This is a genomic window from Desulfohalovibrio reitneri (assembly GCF_000711295.1).
GTDB lineage: Bacteria > Desulfobacterota > Desulfovibrionia > Desulfovibrionales > Desulfovibrionaceae > Desulfohalovibrio > Desulfohalovibrio reitneri.
Window position 1 is genome coordinate 1911700 of sequence record NZ_JOMJ01000003.1, and the last position, 15111, is coordinate 1926810.

Genomic DNA, 15111 nt, shown 5'->3' on the forward strand with positions numbered 1-15111 from the left:
CGCCCGGGCCGCCATAGGCCCGGGCGTGTCATTGCCCGCAGGGGTGGCCGTGTCCAGCGCGGGCGCGAGGCCGGCCGCCGCCAAGCGGCGAATCACCCGCTAGAAGCCGTAGCCGAGTTCCTTGCGGATCTGGGCGGGCAGATTGGCCGTGGAGGCGGGCTCCAGCTTTTTCCAGGGAGCGCCTGCCTGCTTGCGGACCTGCTTGACCTCGGCCAGATCGAAACCGTGGCGCGGGATGGAGAAAACCTGCCCGGGGTAGATCAGGTCGGGGTCGTTGATCTTGCCGCGATTGGCCTTGTAAATGAGGGGCCACATGAAGGGGTCGTTGTAGACTTGGGCCTCTTCGGAAATGTTCCACAGGCAGTCGCCCTTGACCACGGTGTGCGAGGTGGGCAGATCGCCGTAGGTCATCTCGTACAGTTCCATGGGCGTGGGCTCGGGGGCTTCCTCCTCGACCACGACCACTTCCTCTTCCTCGACGACCTCGACCTGCTCTTCCTGCTTGGGCTCGGGCTGGGGTTTTTCGGCGGTCTGCTGTTTGCTTGCGCAGCCCCAGGCCAGAGCCAGGCTCAGCAGCAGCGCCATCAGGGTCAACCTCTTCATGCTCGCTTCCTCCGTTTTTGCTGGCGAATAACCGTGCGCCACGCACTGTATCACACAATGTAACGTTTTTTCCAGGTATCAACAATCTCCCGTTCATGCAACACGCTTTCCCCTGTTTCCCCCCGGCTTTCCGCGTATTCCAGGGCCTTGGCGGCCTTCTCCATCCAGCCGCCCTCTCGCAGGGAACGGGCCGCCTGCAGGTACAGCTCGCCCGGCTCGCCGTTGTACAGGGCGTCAACAAGATCCTGATATCCCACGCCAAATACCTCCCGAACCAGTCCTTCTTCCTCGTACAGGAAGCGGGCCAGCAGGGGGTTGTCGCGGTGCTCCGCCAGGTAGATGGGGAAAAGGCGGCGACAGTGGTACATGATAAAGCGGATGCGTTTTATCTCACGTTGCATTGACTGCCGGGTCTGTTTGACCACCTGGTACAGCTCCTGGCAGATGACCGCCTCCTCCCTGGGCAGATCCTGGGAGCGCATTTCGCGGAACCAGGGGGCGTAGGCGCCCTGCTGGTAGGCGTCCTCCTTGAGCTTGACCGTCTCGTGGAAGATGTAGCCCACGCCCCAGTCCAGAAACTGCCCCACCAGGCGCTCCTCCTCGTCGGAACGGAAGGTGTGGTGGGCGGTGTCCTTGAGCCGCCATAAAAGGCCCTTGTTGTTCTCCTCCCCCAGCAACTCGCGCAGCGCTTCGAACTCCAGGCGGCCGTAATGGTCGAAGCGGCGGAACTGGTCCTCCAGCCGCCTGCCTGCCTTGCAGAAGTCGCGCAGCACGTCGCGGATGAACTGGGGTTTCTTGCGTCGTATCCATTCCTTGGACATGGCTTGCTCCTCGGGGAGGGGAAAATGCCCAGCCACTATGCGGGAAGGGCGTCCTGGCGGTCAATCGGCGTGTTGCTTGCGCAGTCCGGGCAGCAGCAGACTCCAGGCGAAGCGCGCCTGGGCCAGGGGGTCGAACTCCCCGGCCGTGATCGAGGCCAGCAGGGCCGGTCCGGCCTGGCTGGAGACCAGGCAGGTGGCCGCGCGGCCTGGGGAGATGTCCCAGCGCGCCTCGCCCTCGGCCTGGGCGCGGCGAAGCAGGTCGGCCACCTCGCCGATGAGCCCGCGAAGCACGGCCAGCTGGCGGCGGCGGTGCTCCCCGTCCGCGCGGGCGGCGGGGTCGGCGAAGAGCAGCTCGGCCAGGGCCGGGGTGGCGGCCACTTCCCCGGCCAGCCCCTCCAGCAGCAGCCCGAGCCGGTCCAGGGCGGAACCGTGCGCCTCCGTAGCCAGCCGCCGCTGGTTTTCAATGCGCTTCTCCGCCTCCTCCAGCATGGCCAAACCCAGTCCCTCGCGGCCGGGAAAGTGCCGGTACAACGCCGAGGGAACCACCCCGCACCGCTCGGCCACGGCCGCCAGGGTCACGCCGGCCAAACCGCGCTCCGAGGCCACGTCCAGTGCCGCCCGGGCCATTTCCGCGCGTCTGCCACTCATGTGAAACCCCCTTCACCGTGAAGATTGATTCACAGTGGCACGGTGCGGCCAGGGTGTCAAAAGGGAGCGGCCCGCCTCCCCCATATGGGGAAGCGGGCCGCTCGAGGAGGGGCGGATGGAGGAAAGGGTTAGGCGGCCAGGGAGGAGTCGCCCATGTGGACCCCGGCGGTCACTTCGCGCACGCCCTCGACGTTCATGGCGATGGCGCGGACCTTGCGGGCCACGGTCTCCTCGGCCAGCAGGGGGGCTTCCACGCTGATGTAGCAGTGGCCTTCCTCGCAGCGGGCGCGCACCTTGTCGAAGGAGCGCAGCACCTCGGCCTCGGCGCGGGCGGCCAGGGCCTTGTCCTCGAGGGTGCGGAAGGTCTCGCCGGTTTCTTCGAAGGCCTTGTGCCCGGCCAAGTCGACGATGGTTTCCACGGCTTCGTCCACGCTCATGGAGGAGAGGTTGATGACCAAGTCGTAGAAGTTCACATCGTGGTTGTCCACGCCGTAGATGGCCATGGACCACTCGCGGCGGGCCTCGTCCAGCTTCTCCAGGCGGCGGCGGGCGGTCTCCTCGGTCAGGCCTTCGCGGCGCATCTCCTCGCGCACGCGGTCGTCCATGGAGGCCACCAGGCGCACCTTCAGCGCGCCGGGAACGTCCTGCAGGAAGGCGTGTCCGGCCAGGCCGTGGTAGACCACGCCGCCGGAGCGCATGCGCTCGAAGAAGGCGGCCTTGAAGAAGGCCAGGTGCCGGTCCTTGTTGGAGAACAGGGCGCGCAGACCGCGGGGGTTCTCGCTCAGTGCGCTCTCGATGCGCTTTTCGGGCACGTCGAACTTCTGGGCGGCCTCCAGGATGACCTCGCGGGCCACGTTGTCGAAGCCGAGGGCCTCGGAGACGCGGCGGGCGATTTCCTGGCCGTGGCTGTATGAATCGCGGGAAATGCTGATGATGGACATATGCTTTGTGCTCCTCGCTTGGGTTTCGTTGGTGGTGCCTCTCCTTTAGCAAGGCTGGTGCCAACACCGCTATGAGCACGTAAGAATCTGAAATGATGTGATTATTGTTTTTTGGGCTTGCTGGAGCGGGATGCGTCGCGATGCGATGTGCAACGCAGTGGCCTCGGCGTTGCCAAGAAAGGTATATATTTCATGATCTTGTTGGTTTGTGTTGCGGAAAGAAGCGGTGTGTTGCCAAGCGCATCATTCGCCCTGGCCGTTCTCCTGCCGCTTGAGCTTGCGCCACAGCGAGGCCCTGTTGATGCCGAGTATTTTGGCCGCTTCGGTCTTCTTGCCGTCCACCGCGCCCAGCACCCGCTGGATGTAGCGCCGCTCCATCTCCGCCAGGGAGGGCATGGCCTCGGGCGAGTCCGGCACCTCAAGGCAGGAGGGCTGGTCGCGCAGGGAGCGTGGCAGGTGGTCCAGGGTGATGGTGGGGCCGTCGCAGAGGATGATGGCCCGCTCCAGCAGGTTCTCCAGCTCGCGCACGTTGCCCGGAAAAGGGTGGGAGAGCAGTGCGCCCATGACCTCGTCCGAGACGCGCTCCACGTTTTTGCCGAACTCCGCGCCGTACTTGTCCAGGAAATAGCGCACGAACAAGGGGATGTCGTCGCGCCGCTCCCGCAGAGGGGGAATGCGCAGGGTGAAGACGTTGAGGCGGTAGTACAGGTCCTCGCGGAAGGAGCCGGATTCGGCGTCCGCAGCCAGGTCGCGGTTGGTGGCCGCCAGCACCCGCACGTCCATGGGGATCTCCTCGGTGCCGCCCACGCGGATGAAGGCGCGTTCCTGCAGTACGCGCAAAAGCTGCACCTGCATGGAGGGAGAGGTGTCGCCGATCTCGTCCAGCATGAGGGTGCCGCCCTCGGCCGCCTCGAACAGCCCCTTGCGTGTGTGGCTGGCTCCGGTGAAGGCCTCCCGCTCGTGGCCGAACAGCTCGTTGGAGAGCAGTTCCTCGGACAGCGCGCCACAGTTCACCGCCAGGAATTTGCGGTCGGCGCGGGGGCTCATCTGATGGATCATGCGCGCCACCAGTTCCTTGCCCGCGCCTGTCTCGCCGGTGATGAGCACGGTGCAGTCCAGGGGGGCCACCCGCCGCATGGACTTTTTCAGCCGCTGGATGGCCGGGGAGCGGCCGATGAGCTTGGGGCCGGTGCGGCTGCCAAGCATTTCCCGCAGTTCGTTGACCTCGATGGTCAGCATGCGCTTTTCCATGGCCTTCTGGGCCAGGGCGGCCATTTCCTCCGCCTTGAAGGGCTTGGAAAGGTAGTGGAAGGCTCCGTGCTTGATGGCCGTGACCGCCTCGCTCACCGAGGGGTCGCCGGTGACGATGATGACCTCCACGTCCGGCCGGATGGCCTTGACCCGGGTCATGGCCTCCACCTCGTCGGTGGCCGGGTCGCGCGTGTTGATGAGGACCAGGTCGAACTCGTCCCGCTCCAGGCGCGACAAGGTCCGGTTCAACTCCAGCTCCATGTCCACCTGGTGTCCAAGCGAGGTCAGGACCTCGATGAGCCGCTCCAGGCAGACCGGGTCGTCATCATAGATGAGGATGCGGCCTTGCATCCGGGCAAAGTACGACCGGAATCCGCTTTTGGGAAGGGATGCGGCTCAGGGAATGGGAGGGATTGTCTTGAGGAAGGCGCACAACGAGGTGGGCGTGCCCCGCAGGCCCAGCTTGCGGCGGATGGAGCGGCGGTGGGTCTGGATGGTGTCGAAGGTTACGCCCAGTTCGCGCGCGGCTTCGCGGCTGCTGGCCCCGCCCTGCACCAGGCGGCAGACGTCGATTTCCGCCGGGGTGAGGCAGAGAAGCCGCGCGTCCAGGGAGGTGGAGCCGCCCTGGGCCAGCCCCAGCAGGCTGTCGGTCAGGGCGCGCCGGTAGCCCGCCCGGCGGGAGCGGTCCGGCTCGTCCACGATGCGGCGGATGACCGGCAGCACCTCCCGCTCCACCCTGCCGGCCAGGTCGCGGCGGAAATCGCGCTCCGCCTCGCCCGTGGCCGAGAGCACGTTGCGCAGGGTGACTTCCATGTCCTCGGCCCGGCCGCGCTGCTCGGCCAGCTCGTCCTCCAGCCGCAGCCGCTCGCTGCGGTCGCGCACAAGAAGATGGAAGGAGTCGGACCGCTCCAGGTCCAGCCGCGAGGCCGCGGCTCTGGCGGAAAAGGAACCGTCAGGGCCAAGACCCTCCAGATCCAGGGCGGTGCGCTCCCCGGGCTGAAGCCGATGCAGCCGCCCGGCGGCCTCGTCCGCGCCCTCGGCCAGCAGGTCGCGCAGATTCAGGCCGCGCAGGGAGGGGGCCTTGCCCCGGAAGAGGCGGCGGGCGGACCGGTTGGCGGCAACCACGGTCAGGTCGGCGTCCAGCAGCAGGATGGCCTCGGCCGCGTGGCGGAACAGGGAGAGGTAGAGGCGTTCGGACTCGCCCAGGGCCTGGTCCGGGTCCTCGAAGGCCTCGGGCCGCTCGGCCAGGGGGCGGCCCGCACCAGGGCCAGTTCCACCGCGTCCGCCCGCCGCCGCAGTTCCCGCAGGGCGGCGGGGTCGCCGTCCAGGGCGTCCTCAAGGCAGGCCAGCAATGCCTTGGCCGTGGCCAGCCGTTCCTCCGGCCCGCCCGGTTCGGCCACCCGCGCCAGCCCGGCCCGCGCCGCCGTGGGGTCCGGGGGCCGGAGGGGCCGAACAGGGTCGCCAGGGCCTGGCCCAGTTCCTCCGCGCCCACGGCCAGGGCCTCGATCCCTTGGGCGTCGGCCCGGGCGCGCCATGTTTCCAGCAGCCGCTCCGGCCCGGCCAGCAGATCGTCCAGTTCCCGCGTCATGGCGGGCATCCTAGCCTCTCAAGGTCCGGACAACAACACGGGCGCTCCCATAAACCAGGATGCGCGGATTGATGGAAAAGGGCGTCATGGAGCGGCGTCTCATTGTGCCACGTTGGGGATGAGGGTCTCGCAGCGGGGGCAGTAGGTGGCCATCTCCTCCTGCAGGCCCGCCTCGTCCAGCCCTTTGCGGATGTCCTCGGGGTAGTCGCCCCTGCGGACGCGCCCGGAGCACAGGGGCATGCGGCAGCTGGGGCACTGGTGCATGTGGATGAATACCATCACCCCCTGGTGGTGAAAGAATCTGGCGGCGTTGCCGCAGATGGCGCAGCGCATGTCCGCCCCTCCTCGTGGCGATTCTGGCAGGCTACGCCGGGAGGAATCCCGGCGGAAATGATATTTCCCCACGAAAAAAGGCCCCCGCCTGGGCGGGGGCCTCGGGTGTGGTCAGATTGTTCGGGCCGGGGCTAGATCTTGCAGGCGGTGCGCAGGTCGGCGGTCGCGTCCTTCTTCTCCCAGGTGAACTCGGGCAGCTCGCGGCCGAAGTGGCCGTAGTTGGTGGTCAGGCGGTAGATGGGCCGCTTGAGCTTGAGCCGCTCGGTGATGAAGTAGGGGCGCAGGTCGAAGACCTCGCGGATGGCCTTGGTCAGGGTCTCGTCGGACACCTGGCCGGTGCCGTAGGTTGTGGCCAGCACGGACACGGGATCGGCCACGCCGATGCAGTAGGCGATCTGCACTTGGCACTTCTCGGCCAGCCCGGCGGCCACGATGTTCTTGGCGATGTAGCGGGCCATGTAAGCGGCCGAGCGGTCCACCTTGGAGGGGTCCTTGCCGGAGAAGGCGCCGCCGCCGTGGGTTCCGGCCCCGCCGTAGGTGTCGTTGATGATCTTGCGCCCGGTCAGGCCGCAGTCGCCCATGGGGCCGCCCACCACGAACCGGCCGGTGGTGTTGATGTAGATCTGGGTCTTGTCGTCCATCAGCTCCTTGGGCAGCACGTGCTTGATGACCTCGGCCCGGATGCCGTCGGAGATGTCCTGGTAGGCCACGTTGGCGGTGTGCTGCGAGGAGATGACCACGTTGTCGATGCGGGATGGCTTGCCGTCCACGTACTCCATGGCCACCTGCGTCTTGCCGTCGGGCCGCAGGAAGGGAAGGATGCCCTCCTTGCGCACATAGGTCAGCCGCCGCGAGAGCTTGTGCGACCAGTAGATGGGCGAGGGCATGAGGGTATCGGTCTCGTTGCAGGCGAAGCCGAACATCATGCCCTGGTCGCCCGCGCCCTGTTCCTCGGGGGACTTGCGGTTGACGCCCTGGGCGATGTCCGGGGACTGCTTGTCGATGGTGGAGAGCACCGCGCAGGTCTCGTAGTCGAAGCCCATGTCCGAGGAGGTGTAGCCGATGTCCTTGATGGTGGAGCGGACGATGTCCGGGAAATCGGCGTATCCCTCGGAGGTGATCTCCCCGGCGATGAGGGCCATGCCGGTGGTCACCAGTGTTTCGCAGGCCACGCGGGAATTGGGGTCCTGGTCCAGCAGGGCGTCCAGCACCGCGTCGGAGATGGTGTCGGCCACCTTGTCCGGGTGGCCCTCGGTCACGGATTCGGAAGTGAAAAGATAGGTGCCGTCACAAGTGATCATGATTCCTCCCTGAAGTGTACTGTACGAACCGCACACCCGCGGGGAGCCCAATCCCGAGGTTGGCGGGCATATTGATCGCGCCCGATATGCTTTTACCAACTTACGACGATATTATCAATCAGCCTGGCCCGGCCCAGCCTGACAGCCACCGCGGCCACGGCCTCGCCGTCCACCCTCTCCACCGGCCGCATGGTTTCCGGGTCGACAAGCTCCAGATAGTCGATCTCCCCGTCCGGCACCTCGCGGGCGTAGAAATCCTCCAGCCCGGCCAGCAGTTCGGCGGCGTCGCGCTCGCCCTCCTCCAGCCTGCGCTTGAGGTCGAGCAGCCCCCGGTACAGCCCGGGGGCCTGGGCCCGCTCCGCCTGGGTGAGGTAGACGTTGCGCGAGGACATGGCCAGGCCGTCCTCCTCGCGCACCGTGGGGTGCCCGGCGATCTCGCAGTCAAGCAGCAGGTCTTTGCCCAGGCGGCGGATGACGGCCAGCTGCTGGCGGTCCTTCTCCCCGAACACGGCCACGTGCGGCCGGGCCAGGACCAAAAGCTTGGTCACCACCAGGGCCACCCCGCCGAAGAAATGGGGCCGGGTGCGCGCGCAGAGCCCTTCGGAGACCCCCTCCACCGTCACCCGGGTGGACTCGCCCTCGGGGTACATGGCCCCGGGCGGCGGGGCGAAAACGACGTCCGCGCCGTGCTCTCCGGCCAGGGCGGCGTCGCGCTCCAGGTCGCGGGGGTAGGTCTCGTAGTCCTCTCCAGGGGCGAACTGCGCCGGGTTGACGAAGACGCTCACGGCCACGGCGTCGGCCCGGCGGACCGCCTCGCCTATCAGGGACAGGTGCCCCTCATGCAGCGCGCCCATGGTCGGCACCAGGCCGACCCGCCTGCCCTCGCACCGGGCCGATTCGCTCCAGGCCCGGAACTCGTCCACGTCGGTAATGATACGCATGGGGAATCAGATAGCGCCGGGCGGCGGAGCGTGTCCAGCCCGGGCGTCAGGCCGCGTGGGAAGGATGAGGGGCGGGAGACGAAAAAAAGGGCGTCCGGCCGAGGCCGTCCGCCCTTTCCTTTCTTTCCCGGGCAGCAGGGCTACCCGCGGGGGGAATCGTGGCAGGCGCCCTTGCAGGAATAGTCCAGGCCCATCTGCCGGTGGCAGCCGACACAGCTCGCCTCGGCGGGAGCGTGCCAGGCGGCGTAGTAGGAACTGGGGTCGTTGGACTGGGTGTCGTAGTGGCACTCGCGGCAGGACACGATATCCGCCGGGTCGGAACTGGGGGCCATGTGGTGGCAGGTCTGGCAGTCGGCAACCATGGCGTGCAGGTCATGGTCGAAATCGGAGCCCTTGATCCAGGTGGTGCGGGGCTTCTCGCCTTCCGGGGTGTCGATGGTGACCATGCCGGGCATCTCGGCGGCCACGACTCCGGCGGCGAAGAAGCAGACCGCGGCGAGTCCGGCGAGCCAGGCCAACTTCATGTGACGCATTGTGAGGACCTCCTTTCAACGGGTTGGTGGGAGTACAGGCTGCATTTGCCTAGCATGAAAACGTCCGCGCCTCAAATATTGCGTGACCGGATGAACGAATTTTTTTCAGTTCCATGTCGAGCTTTCCGTGAGAAGGCGGGGGGTTCGCTCCGGACCCGGGAAAAGGCGACGGGAAGGGGGCCGGAAAGTCGGCCACGCCGGAATTACATGTTCGGCGAAGGGGTGCGGTGGAGAGAAAGGTTCCTTCCCCTCCACCGCGACCAGGTCAGGGTGTCCACGGCTCCAGCAGCTCCGGCACCCTCGCCGCCGTGATGTCCTCGCCGGTCATCTCGTCCACGAACACGCCCTGCCCGCCCATGTAAAGCAGTAGGTTCTCGGTTTCGGCCTCGTCCACGTCGATTTCGCTCCAGGCCGTCAGGCTGACCAGCAGGTCGGCCACGGTGTCGTCGGTGTTGGACAGGGCCACGGCTCGCCGCTTCTCCGGCTTGGTCAGCCGGGCCAGCCAGATGTCCTTGGGAACGGCGTACACTGGCTCCGGCGAGGGTACCGTCCAGGTCCCGTCGGACTGGGCAGCGTACTCCGGGCCGGGGCGCGGCCCGGCCATCTCCACCGCGCCGGGAGGCCGGGTGAGCGCATACTGCTCCAGGGACTCCCCGGGAACCGCGTAAATCCGCTTTGCCATCAGAACGCCCTCCATACTTTGATGCGGCACGGGGCCGAGGATTCGTTGCCCGCATTCAGGAACGGGTTGCCGTCGTTCTTGGAACCGCTGTTCAGCGATGAGTCGCCGGTTTGCACGACGATGTTGCCCGCGTAGGGCTGACCCAACACGCCGAACCCGTTGCCGCTGTTGTAGATGAACCCGCCGTGGCCCCACTCGTCGCCCTCGGGCTTGATTTGCGCCACCGCGTGAATGGGCATGCCGTGTCCGAAGGGGTTCTCTTCCTCGTGACGCTGATTAGTGCCAATGTTCGCCCCGCCGTTGACCGCGCGCACGGCGAAGGTTCCCGGCGCGTAGCTGTACGTCCCGGTGATGTTGCCCGAGGAATCAACATCGCAGTAGCCCCCGTACACGCGGGGCACCACCACGTCTGCGGAATCCCGCATCTCCATGCGGACGAGGTCGAAGAAGTCCCCCGAGCCGAGGATTTCCATCTCGCCGATGTTCAGGACAGAGCCGCCGTTGAGGGCGGTGACGTTGATGCGGACGCACCGCCATTGGCCGGGGGTGGCGAGAGAGAACCGCTTCACCTCCTGGCCGGTCCACGTCACGCCGGTTTGCGCGTCAAGCTCCGTCCAGGTGGCCCCGTCATCGCTTCCCTCGAAGGTCCAGGTGTTCGGCATGGAGCCTGCCTTGCTGGCGGCGGGGCATTGCAGGGTGTAGCCGTCCACGCGGCGGGCCTCGGGGAAAGCCGCCTGGAGCCAGCCGGTGGACACGCCGTCCTGCGTCACCCAGCGGTCCTGCTCGCCGATGGAGTCGTTAAAGGCCATGTAGGGTTCGTAGTTGCTGTCGTAGACGCTGGACGCGGACAGGGTGATGCCGTCCTGGCTGTTGGCGGACATGGTGGGAACACGGTCAACGCCAGCGCGGTGGGGGCCGTACTCGGGCCGCATGGTGGTCACGCCAGCCGTCCCATCACCGTTGATAAAGACGTGGTTCCGCGTGTCATTCGTCAAGGCACTCGCCGGTACGGTCAGCGGTGCGGTCAGCCGCAGGTATCCGTCCAGGGGGCCGTCCTGGCCGAACCCCTCGGCGAAGGACAGGGCCAGGGGAGCGGAGGCCGACGCCTGGATTTCCAGGTCGCCCGCGTTGTCGGCCAGGAAGTCGGGCAGGCCGTTCGCATCGGTCGGACAGGTGAGGATGGCTTGCCTTGGTGCCTGGGAGCGGGCCTGGGGGGCCACGACCTTCGCGCCGATGTCCGCCTCGCGCAGGATGGCCGGGTCGATGTCCTCCTTGCCCGCCAGCAGGGCGTCGGTCTCCGGGGCGGTGTACCGCTCGGCCAGCCCGGCCGCGGCCCGGTCCAGCCCTTGCTGCACCGTGGCCGCGTCCAGGCCGGAGGCCGCGTCGTCGTAGAGCACGTTGGCGGCGTCGCCCCGGGTGTAGTCCTCGGTCAGCCTGGCCCAGTGGTAGGCGGAGTAGACGCCGGGCAGCACCTCCACGTCCTCCCCGGCGCTGGCCAGCCGCTGGGCCAGGTCGCGGGCCGCTTCCGCCGCCTGGCGAGCGTCCAGCGCGCCGGACTCGGCGGTTTCCGCCCCGCTTCGGGCGGCCTGGGCCGCGTCGCGGGCGGCGGCCACCCCGTCCATGTACTCTCCCGCTTCGGTCAGCCTGCTCCCGGCGCCGGAGGAGGCGGGGTACTTCAGGCAGCGGGAAAGCTCCTCCATGATCTGCTGGTCCAGCATGCGGGAGCGGTCGAACTCCCGCTCCACCAGCTCGGCGTCGAAGCCGTCCAGGTTGACCAGGTCCAGGACCTGCACCGGGCTGACCACCCGGCGGATGGTCAGGTGGTCGCCGTCGGCCAGGGGGGCGGGCAGGACCACCTCCCCGCCGTCCGGGCCGCCGCCGCTGACGGCGTAGTCCGCCTCCAGGGCCAGGGTCGTGTCGCCCGAGCCGTCCGCCGGGCTGCGGACCACCTCCAGGTCGTCCGGCTGGAAGAAGGGAAAGGGCGCGGGGAAGGAGGCGGCCTGGCCGTCCCCCCGGTAGCGCGCCCGGTTGATGGTGGTGGCGATGGTCATGCGGCGCTCCTTACAGGTTCCACGTGGTGTAGATGTCCCCCAGGTCCGAGAACATGGACCCGGCCCGCTTGAAGAGGGAGGACGCGCCCGGACCGGAGGACGAGGGCTCGTCCACCGGCTTGGCGCGATGCAGCCCGGCCCGGGAGCGCAGCTCCCAGGCCTCCCGGTCGCCCTTGCGCCGTTCCAGGTCCGCCTTGTCCGCGGCCTGGGCCGCGGCCTGGGTCATGAGGTCCATGGGCGAGTCGTCCGGAGCCAGCAGGCTGACCCCGGAAGTGGCCAGCCGCGTCCGGGCCGCGCCCTTGTCGCGCTCGGCCCGCCGCTCGATCTCCCCGGCCCTGCGGTCCGCCTCGCGCTCGGCCCGGATGGCCTTGTTCTCGGCCACCTGGGCGTTGTATTCGTTCATTCGCCGCTGGTATTCGGCCTGTCGCTCGGCCGCTGTGGTCTGGGTCTCGGCGCCGGTGAAGGATTCGATCAGGCCCGCTCCGGTGGAGAGGGCACCCATCCCGGTGCCTATGGCGGTCAGTGCCGCTGCCGACATGTGTTCCTCCAGTGGTAGTGGTGCAGGACAAGCCCGGACAGGCGGGTTGTCCCGCCCGTGGGCTTGAATCCAAGGGAGCGCAGCCACTTGGCCGCGCCCGTGTCTCCCGCCAGGCGGGTGCAAACGATCCGCTCCAGCCGCTCCGCGCGGGCCATGGCCGCCAGCATGCGGCGGGCGGCCCGGTGCAGGGCCAGCGGCCACCGGCGAATCGTCTCGGAAGCCAGGCACCAGGCCTCGCCCCGGCCGGGCCGCGCCGCGACCACCCCGCCGCAAGCCAGCACCTCCTCCCCGGCCAGCAGGGAGAAGGCCGGGCCCAGCTCGCCCGCTCGGTCCAGAAAGGCGGGCACGTCGGCGCGGGCGGCCAGCAACCGGGCGTCCGGGCCGCGCGGGGAAAGGGCGCGGGCGTGTTCGGGCTGGTAGAGAACCAGCCTGGGTTTGTCTGCGCGCGCGCTCACGGGGCCATGACCTCCAGCTTGAGCATGACCGCCAGCACGGTGCAGGGCAGGGGCAGGTCCTGGCGCAGCAGCAGGGCGGCGTCCGGCGAGGGCTCCGCCTCCAGGCTTACGGCCTTGTCCCCGGAGAACAGGGGCGCGGCCGCGCCCATGCGCTCGTCCTCGAAGGGCACCCGCTCCAGGGAGTCCTCCCCGCTGCCCGCCTTGAGCCCCAGGGAGTTGTGCAGCCGCACCGCGCCCAGAGCCACTCGCTTGATGCGCCCCTGCGAGGGCCCCAGGCCGTCGGGAAGCTCCGGCTTCATGGGCGAGAGGTCGGAGACGTAGCCCAGGCCAGCGTGGACCAGGGCAGTCGGGCGCGGCAGCTCGATCTCCCCCGCGCCCCACTCGCACGTGGCCCAGGGCGCGGAGGAGGCGTCGCCCACCACCACCTCCGGCTGTACCGTGCCGTCGGCCAGCACCTGCACCCGCCGCCCCTGCAGGTGGTCCAGGCCAAAGAGCCTGCTCACGGGCGCTGCGTGGTGGGGGGTGGCCGCGCCGTTCAGCCTCTCGGGCAGGTTGGTGCGCAGCCTGGCGCGGGCCCGGGTGGGCGAGACGATCTCCGTCAGCTCCACCTCGCAGGCGGTGTCGCGGTCCGCCGCCCCCCGGCCCAGGGTTGGGGCAGGGGCGCGCGCAGCCGGTAGCGGTCGCCCGCGGCCATGGACCCGAAGGGTGCGAAGCCCTCGGCGGTCAGGTCGGCCTGGGTTCCGGCCGGGCCAATCGGGTCGTCCGGGGTCAGGGTCAGGGTGGCGGCCGGGTCGTCGTTCCAGGCGTCCAGGCTCAGCCCGGCGTCCACGAAGAAGGCGGTTTCGGCGTGGTCGCCGGAGAAGAGCGGGGCCAGCCGCTCCACCGCGTGCCGCTTCACCCCGTCCGTCTCGCGTTCCACGCACAGCCAGACCTCGTCCTCGGCCTGGCCCGGGCCGCTCTCTGGACCGGGGATGGAGGTCAGCGAAACCACCCGGCCATCCGTGGCGTGGCGGTGCCAGCCCACCACCTTGTGCTCGCGCAGGTAGGTCAGCCCCACCAGCGCGCCGTCCTCGCGGGCAATCCAGACGATGGAGGCCGGGGATTGCTGATAGGCCCAGTCGCGGATGCGCGAAGGCCCCAGGACGTGCTCCGAGAGGATGGAGACGTCGGTGGCGGCGAAGCCGTCCTCCTCCAGGGAGTAGCGGAACTCGCGCACCACGTTGCCGGGCCGCTGGGCGAAGAGTACCGTGGACCCGGCCGTGACCGGCGGCAGGGCGGCCGAGCCGCGCACCGTCTCCCGCGAGGTCTCCACCGAGAGGGGGGTCAGCGGGTCGCCGTTGGCACCGGCCATGGTCCACTCCCCTCCGGCCGTGCCGAAGAGCAGCCGCCGCTTGCCCGGCATCATCCAGCGCACCGCGTTCACCCGGTCGGCCACGATGGTGTAGGACAGAGCGTCGTCGTCGCGCAGGGGGGTGGAGACGTTGTGGTTGTGGTAGTGTACCGTCTGCGAGCCCCAGATGCGCTGGGGGTCGTTCTCCGAGGCCGCCCACATGAGCCGCTGCTCGAAGAACTGCACGCAGGAGGGGTAATCGCCCGGCTCCTGAAAGGGGCGGCGTAGCTCCGGCGGGGTGTCGTCCAGGTCCGGGGAGCGGTCGCCCTCGTCGGTGTAGGCCGCCTCAACCGCCTTGCCCACAAAGCCGTAGACCCCGTTCACCGCCCGGTAGACCCGGTAGTGGGTGGCCCCCTCCACCGCGTCCCAGGCCAGCTCCACCCGCGCCGAGGAGGTGAGGGTGGCGGCGGCGTCCGCGACCACGACCTCGGCCGAGGCCAGGGATTCCTCGTCCGTGGGGCCGACCGAAGCCACCTTGTAGCGGTACTCGGTGGAGCCGCCGTTGCCGCCCACGGTCGCGGACGGGTTGGCCGGGGCTGGGATGTCCGGGCCGAAGGCCACCGGCTCGAACCGCCAGTCGTCGTGGCCGTGGCGGATCAGCTTGTGGGGTGGAGTGTCCGCCTGGGCGAAGTACATGACGTCCGCTGTCTGGCAGAAACGCAGGGACCACACCTTGGCCTCGGTGTCGAAGGGTGTGCTTGTCCGGTACGGCTGGCCCTCCCCGTCCAGCACCTGTCCGCCGTCCTTGAAGACGCGCATGGTCCCCTGCCCGGCCTCGTCCACGAAGAACTCCAGCACGTAGGCCTGCAGGGTGGAGAACTGGAAGGGCACCAGCCTGGAGGGGAAGGACGGGTTGCCCGCCACGGCCGCGTGGCGCGTGCCGGGGCGGCGGTAGGCCGGGCCGTGGGGCATGACGCAGAAGTTGACCAGGGAGCGGCAGCCCTGCGGGTAGCGTTCCTGGTCGGTGCGGGCGTCCATGAGGGGGGACAGCTCCCCGGCGTTGAAGGAGGCCTGCACCCAGTTCACGGCTTGCAT

The 15111-nt window shown here is 68.7% G+C and carries 17 protein-coding genes; all 17 read right to left on the minus strand.

The window, feature by feature from the left end:
• Positions 1 to 99: 99 nt before the first annotated feature.
• Positions 100 to 603: a LysM peptidoglycan-binding domain-containing protein gene (locus N911_RS0109520; RefSeq protein WP_029896565.1), complete on the minus strand. Its 504-nt coding sequence runs from the start codon at positions 601 to 603 to the stop codon at positions 100 to 102.
• Between the two features lie 50 nt (positions 604 to 653).
• A complete protein-coding gene (locus N911_RS0109525) occupies positions 654 to 1424 on the minus strand; it encodes a hypothetical protein (protein ID WP_029896567.1) in 771 nt (256 codons plus the stop codon).
• Between the two features lie 60 nt (positions 1425 to 1484).
• Positions 1485 to 2072, minus strand: a complete 588-nt coding sequence (locus N911_RS0109530; protein ID WP_029896569.1) for a TetR/AcrR family transcriptional regulator — start codon at positions 2070 to 2072, stop codon at positions 1485 to 1487.
• A 128-nt stretch (positions 2073 to 2200) separates the two neighbouring features.
• The gene (locus N911_RS0109535; RefSeq protein ID WP_029896571.1) at positions 2201 to 3013 is read right to left on the minus strand and encodes a cytidylate kinase-like family protein; all 813 of its coding nucleotides are present in this window, start codon (positions 3011 to 3013) and stop codon (positions 2201 to 2203) included.
• Positions 3014 to 3256: 243 nt separating this feature from the next.
• Positions 3257 to 4615 (minus strand): sigma-54-dependent transcriptional regulator, encoded by a 1359-nt coding sequence (locus N911_RS0109540; protein WP_029896572.1) that lies wholly within the window; start codon positions 4613 to 4615, stop codon positions 3257 to 3259.
• Positions 4616 to 4660: 45 nt separating this feature from the next.
• On the minus strand, positions 4661 to 5389 hold the full coding sequence (locus N911_RS0109545) for a helix-turn-helix transcriptional regulator (RefSeq protein WP_029896574.1): 729 nt from the start codon (positions 5387 to 5389) through the stop codon (positions 4661 to 4663).
• Positions 5390 to 5391: 2 nt separating this feature from the next.
• Positions 5392 to 5664 carry a hypothetical protein gene (locus tag N911_RS18290; RefSeq protein ID WP_138774373.1) on the minus strand — a complete coding sequence of 91 codons (273 nt, stop codon included), beginning with the start codon at positions 5662 to 5664 and terminating at the stop codon, positions 5392 to 5394.
• Between the two features lie 287 nt (positions 5665 to 5951).
• Positions 5952 to 6185: a hypothetical protein gene (locus tag N911_RS0109550; RefSeq protein ID WP_029896576.1), complete on the minus strand. Its 234-nt coding sequence runs from the start codon at positions 6183 to 6185 to the stop codon at positions 5952 to 5954.
• Between the two features lie 131 nt (positions 6186 to 6316).
• Complete coding sequence (metK, locus tag N911_RS0109555; protein WP_029896578.1) at positions 6317 to 7486, minus strand: methionine adenosyltransferase; 1170 nt, start codon at positions 7484 to 7486, stop codon at positions 6317 to 6319.
• A gap of 92 nt (positions 7487 to 7578) precedes the next feature.
• The gene (gene panC, locus N911_RS0109560) at positions 7579 to 8427 is read right to left on the minus strand and encodes a pantoate--beta-alanine ligase (RefSeq protein WP_029896580.1); all 849 of its coding nucleotides are present in this window, start codon (positions 8425 to 8427) and stop codon (positions 7579 to 7581) included.
• A gap of 140 nt (positions 8428 to 8567) precedes the next feature.
• Positions 8568 to 8960 carry a cytochrome c3 family protein gene (locus N911_RS0109565; protein WP_029896582.1) on the minus strand — a complete coding sequence of 131 codons (393 nt, stop codon included), beginning with the start codon at positions 8958 to 8960 and terminating at the stop codon, positions 8568 to 8570.
• A gap of 265 nt (positions 8961 to 9225) precedes the next feature.
• Positions 9226 to 9642, minus strand: coding sequence for a hypothetical protein (locus N911_RS0109570; RefSeq protein ID WP_029896584.1), 417 nt, complete (start codon positions 9640 to 9642; stop codon positions 9226 to 9228).
• Positions 9642 to 11693, minus strand: a complete 2052-nt coding sequence (locus N911_RS0109575; protein ID WP_029896586.1) for a discoidin domain-containing protein — start codon at positions 11691 to 11693, stop codon at positions 9642 to 9644. Before N911_RS0109575 ends, N911_RS0109570 begins: the two co-directional genes overlap by 1 nt.
• A 10-nt stretch (positions 11694 to 11703) precedes the next feature.
• The gene (locus tag N911_RS0109580; protein WP_029896588.1) at positions 11704 to 12231 is read right to left on the minus strand and encodes a hypothetical protein; all 528 of its coding nucleotides are present in this window, start codon (positions 12229 to 12231) and stop codon (positions 11704 to 11706) included.
• Positions 12213 to 12686 carry a hypothetical protein gene (locus N911_RS17560; RefSeq protein WP_029896590.1) on the minus strand — a complete coding sequence of 158 codons (474 nt, stop codon included), beginning with the start codon at positions 12684 to 12686 and terminating at the stop codon, positions 12213 to 12215. The genes N911_RS0109580 and N911_RS17560 overlap by 19 nt, the downstream gene beginning before the upstream one ends.
• Complete coding sequence (locus tag N911_RS18835; RefSeq protein WP_029896592.1) at positions 12683 to 13294, minus strand: phage tail protein; 612 nt, start codon at positions 13292 to 13294, stop codon at positions 12683 to 12685. The genes N911_RS17560 and N911_RS18835 overlap by 4 nt, the downstream gene beginning before the upstream one ends.
• Complete coding sequence (locus tag N911_RS0109595) at positions 13285 to 15111, minus strand: phage tail protein (RefSeq protein ID WP_081859143.1); 1827 nt, start codon at positions 15109 to 15111, stop codon at positions 13285 to 13287. The genes N911_RS18835 and N911_RS0109595 overlap by 10 nt, the downstream gene beginning before the upstream one ends.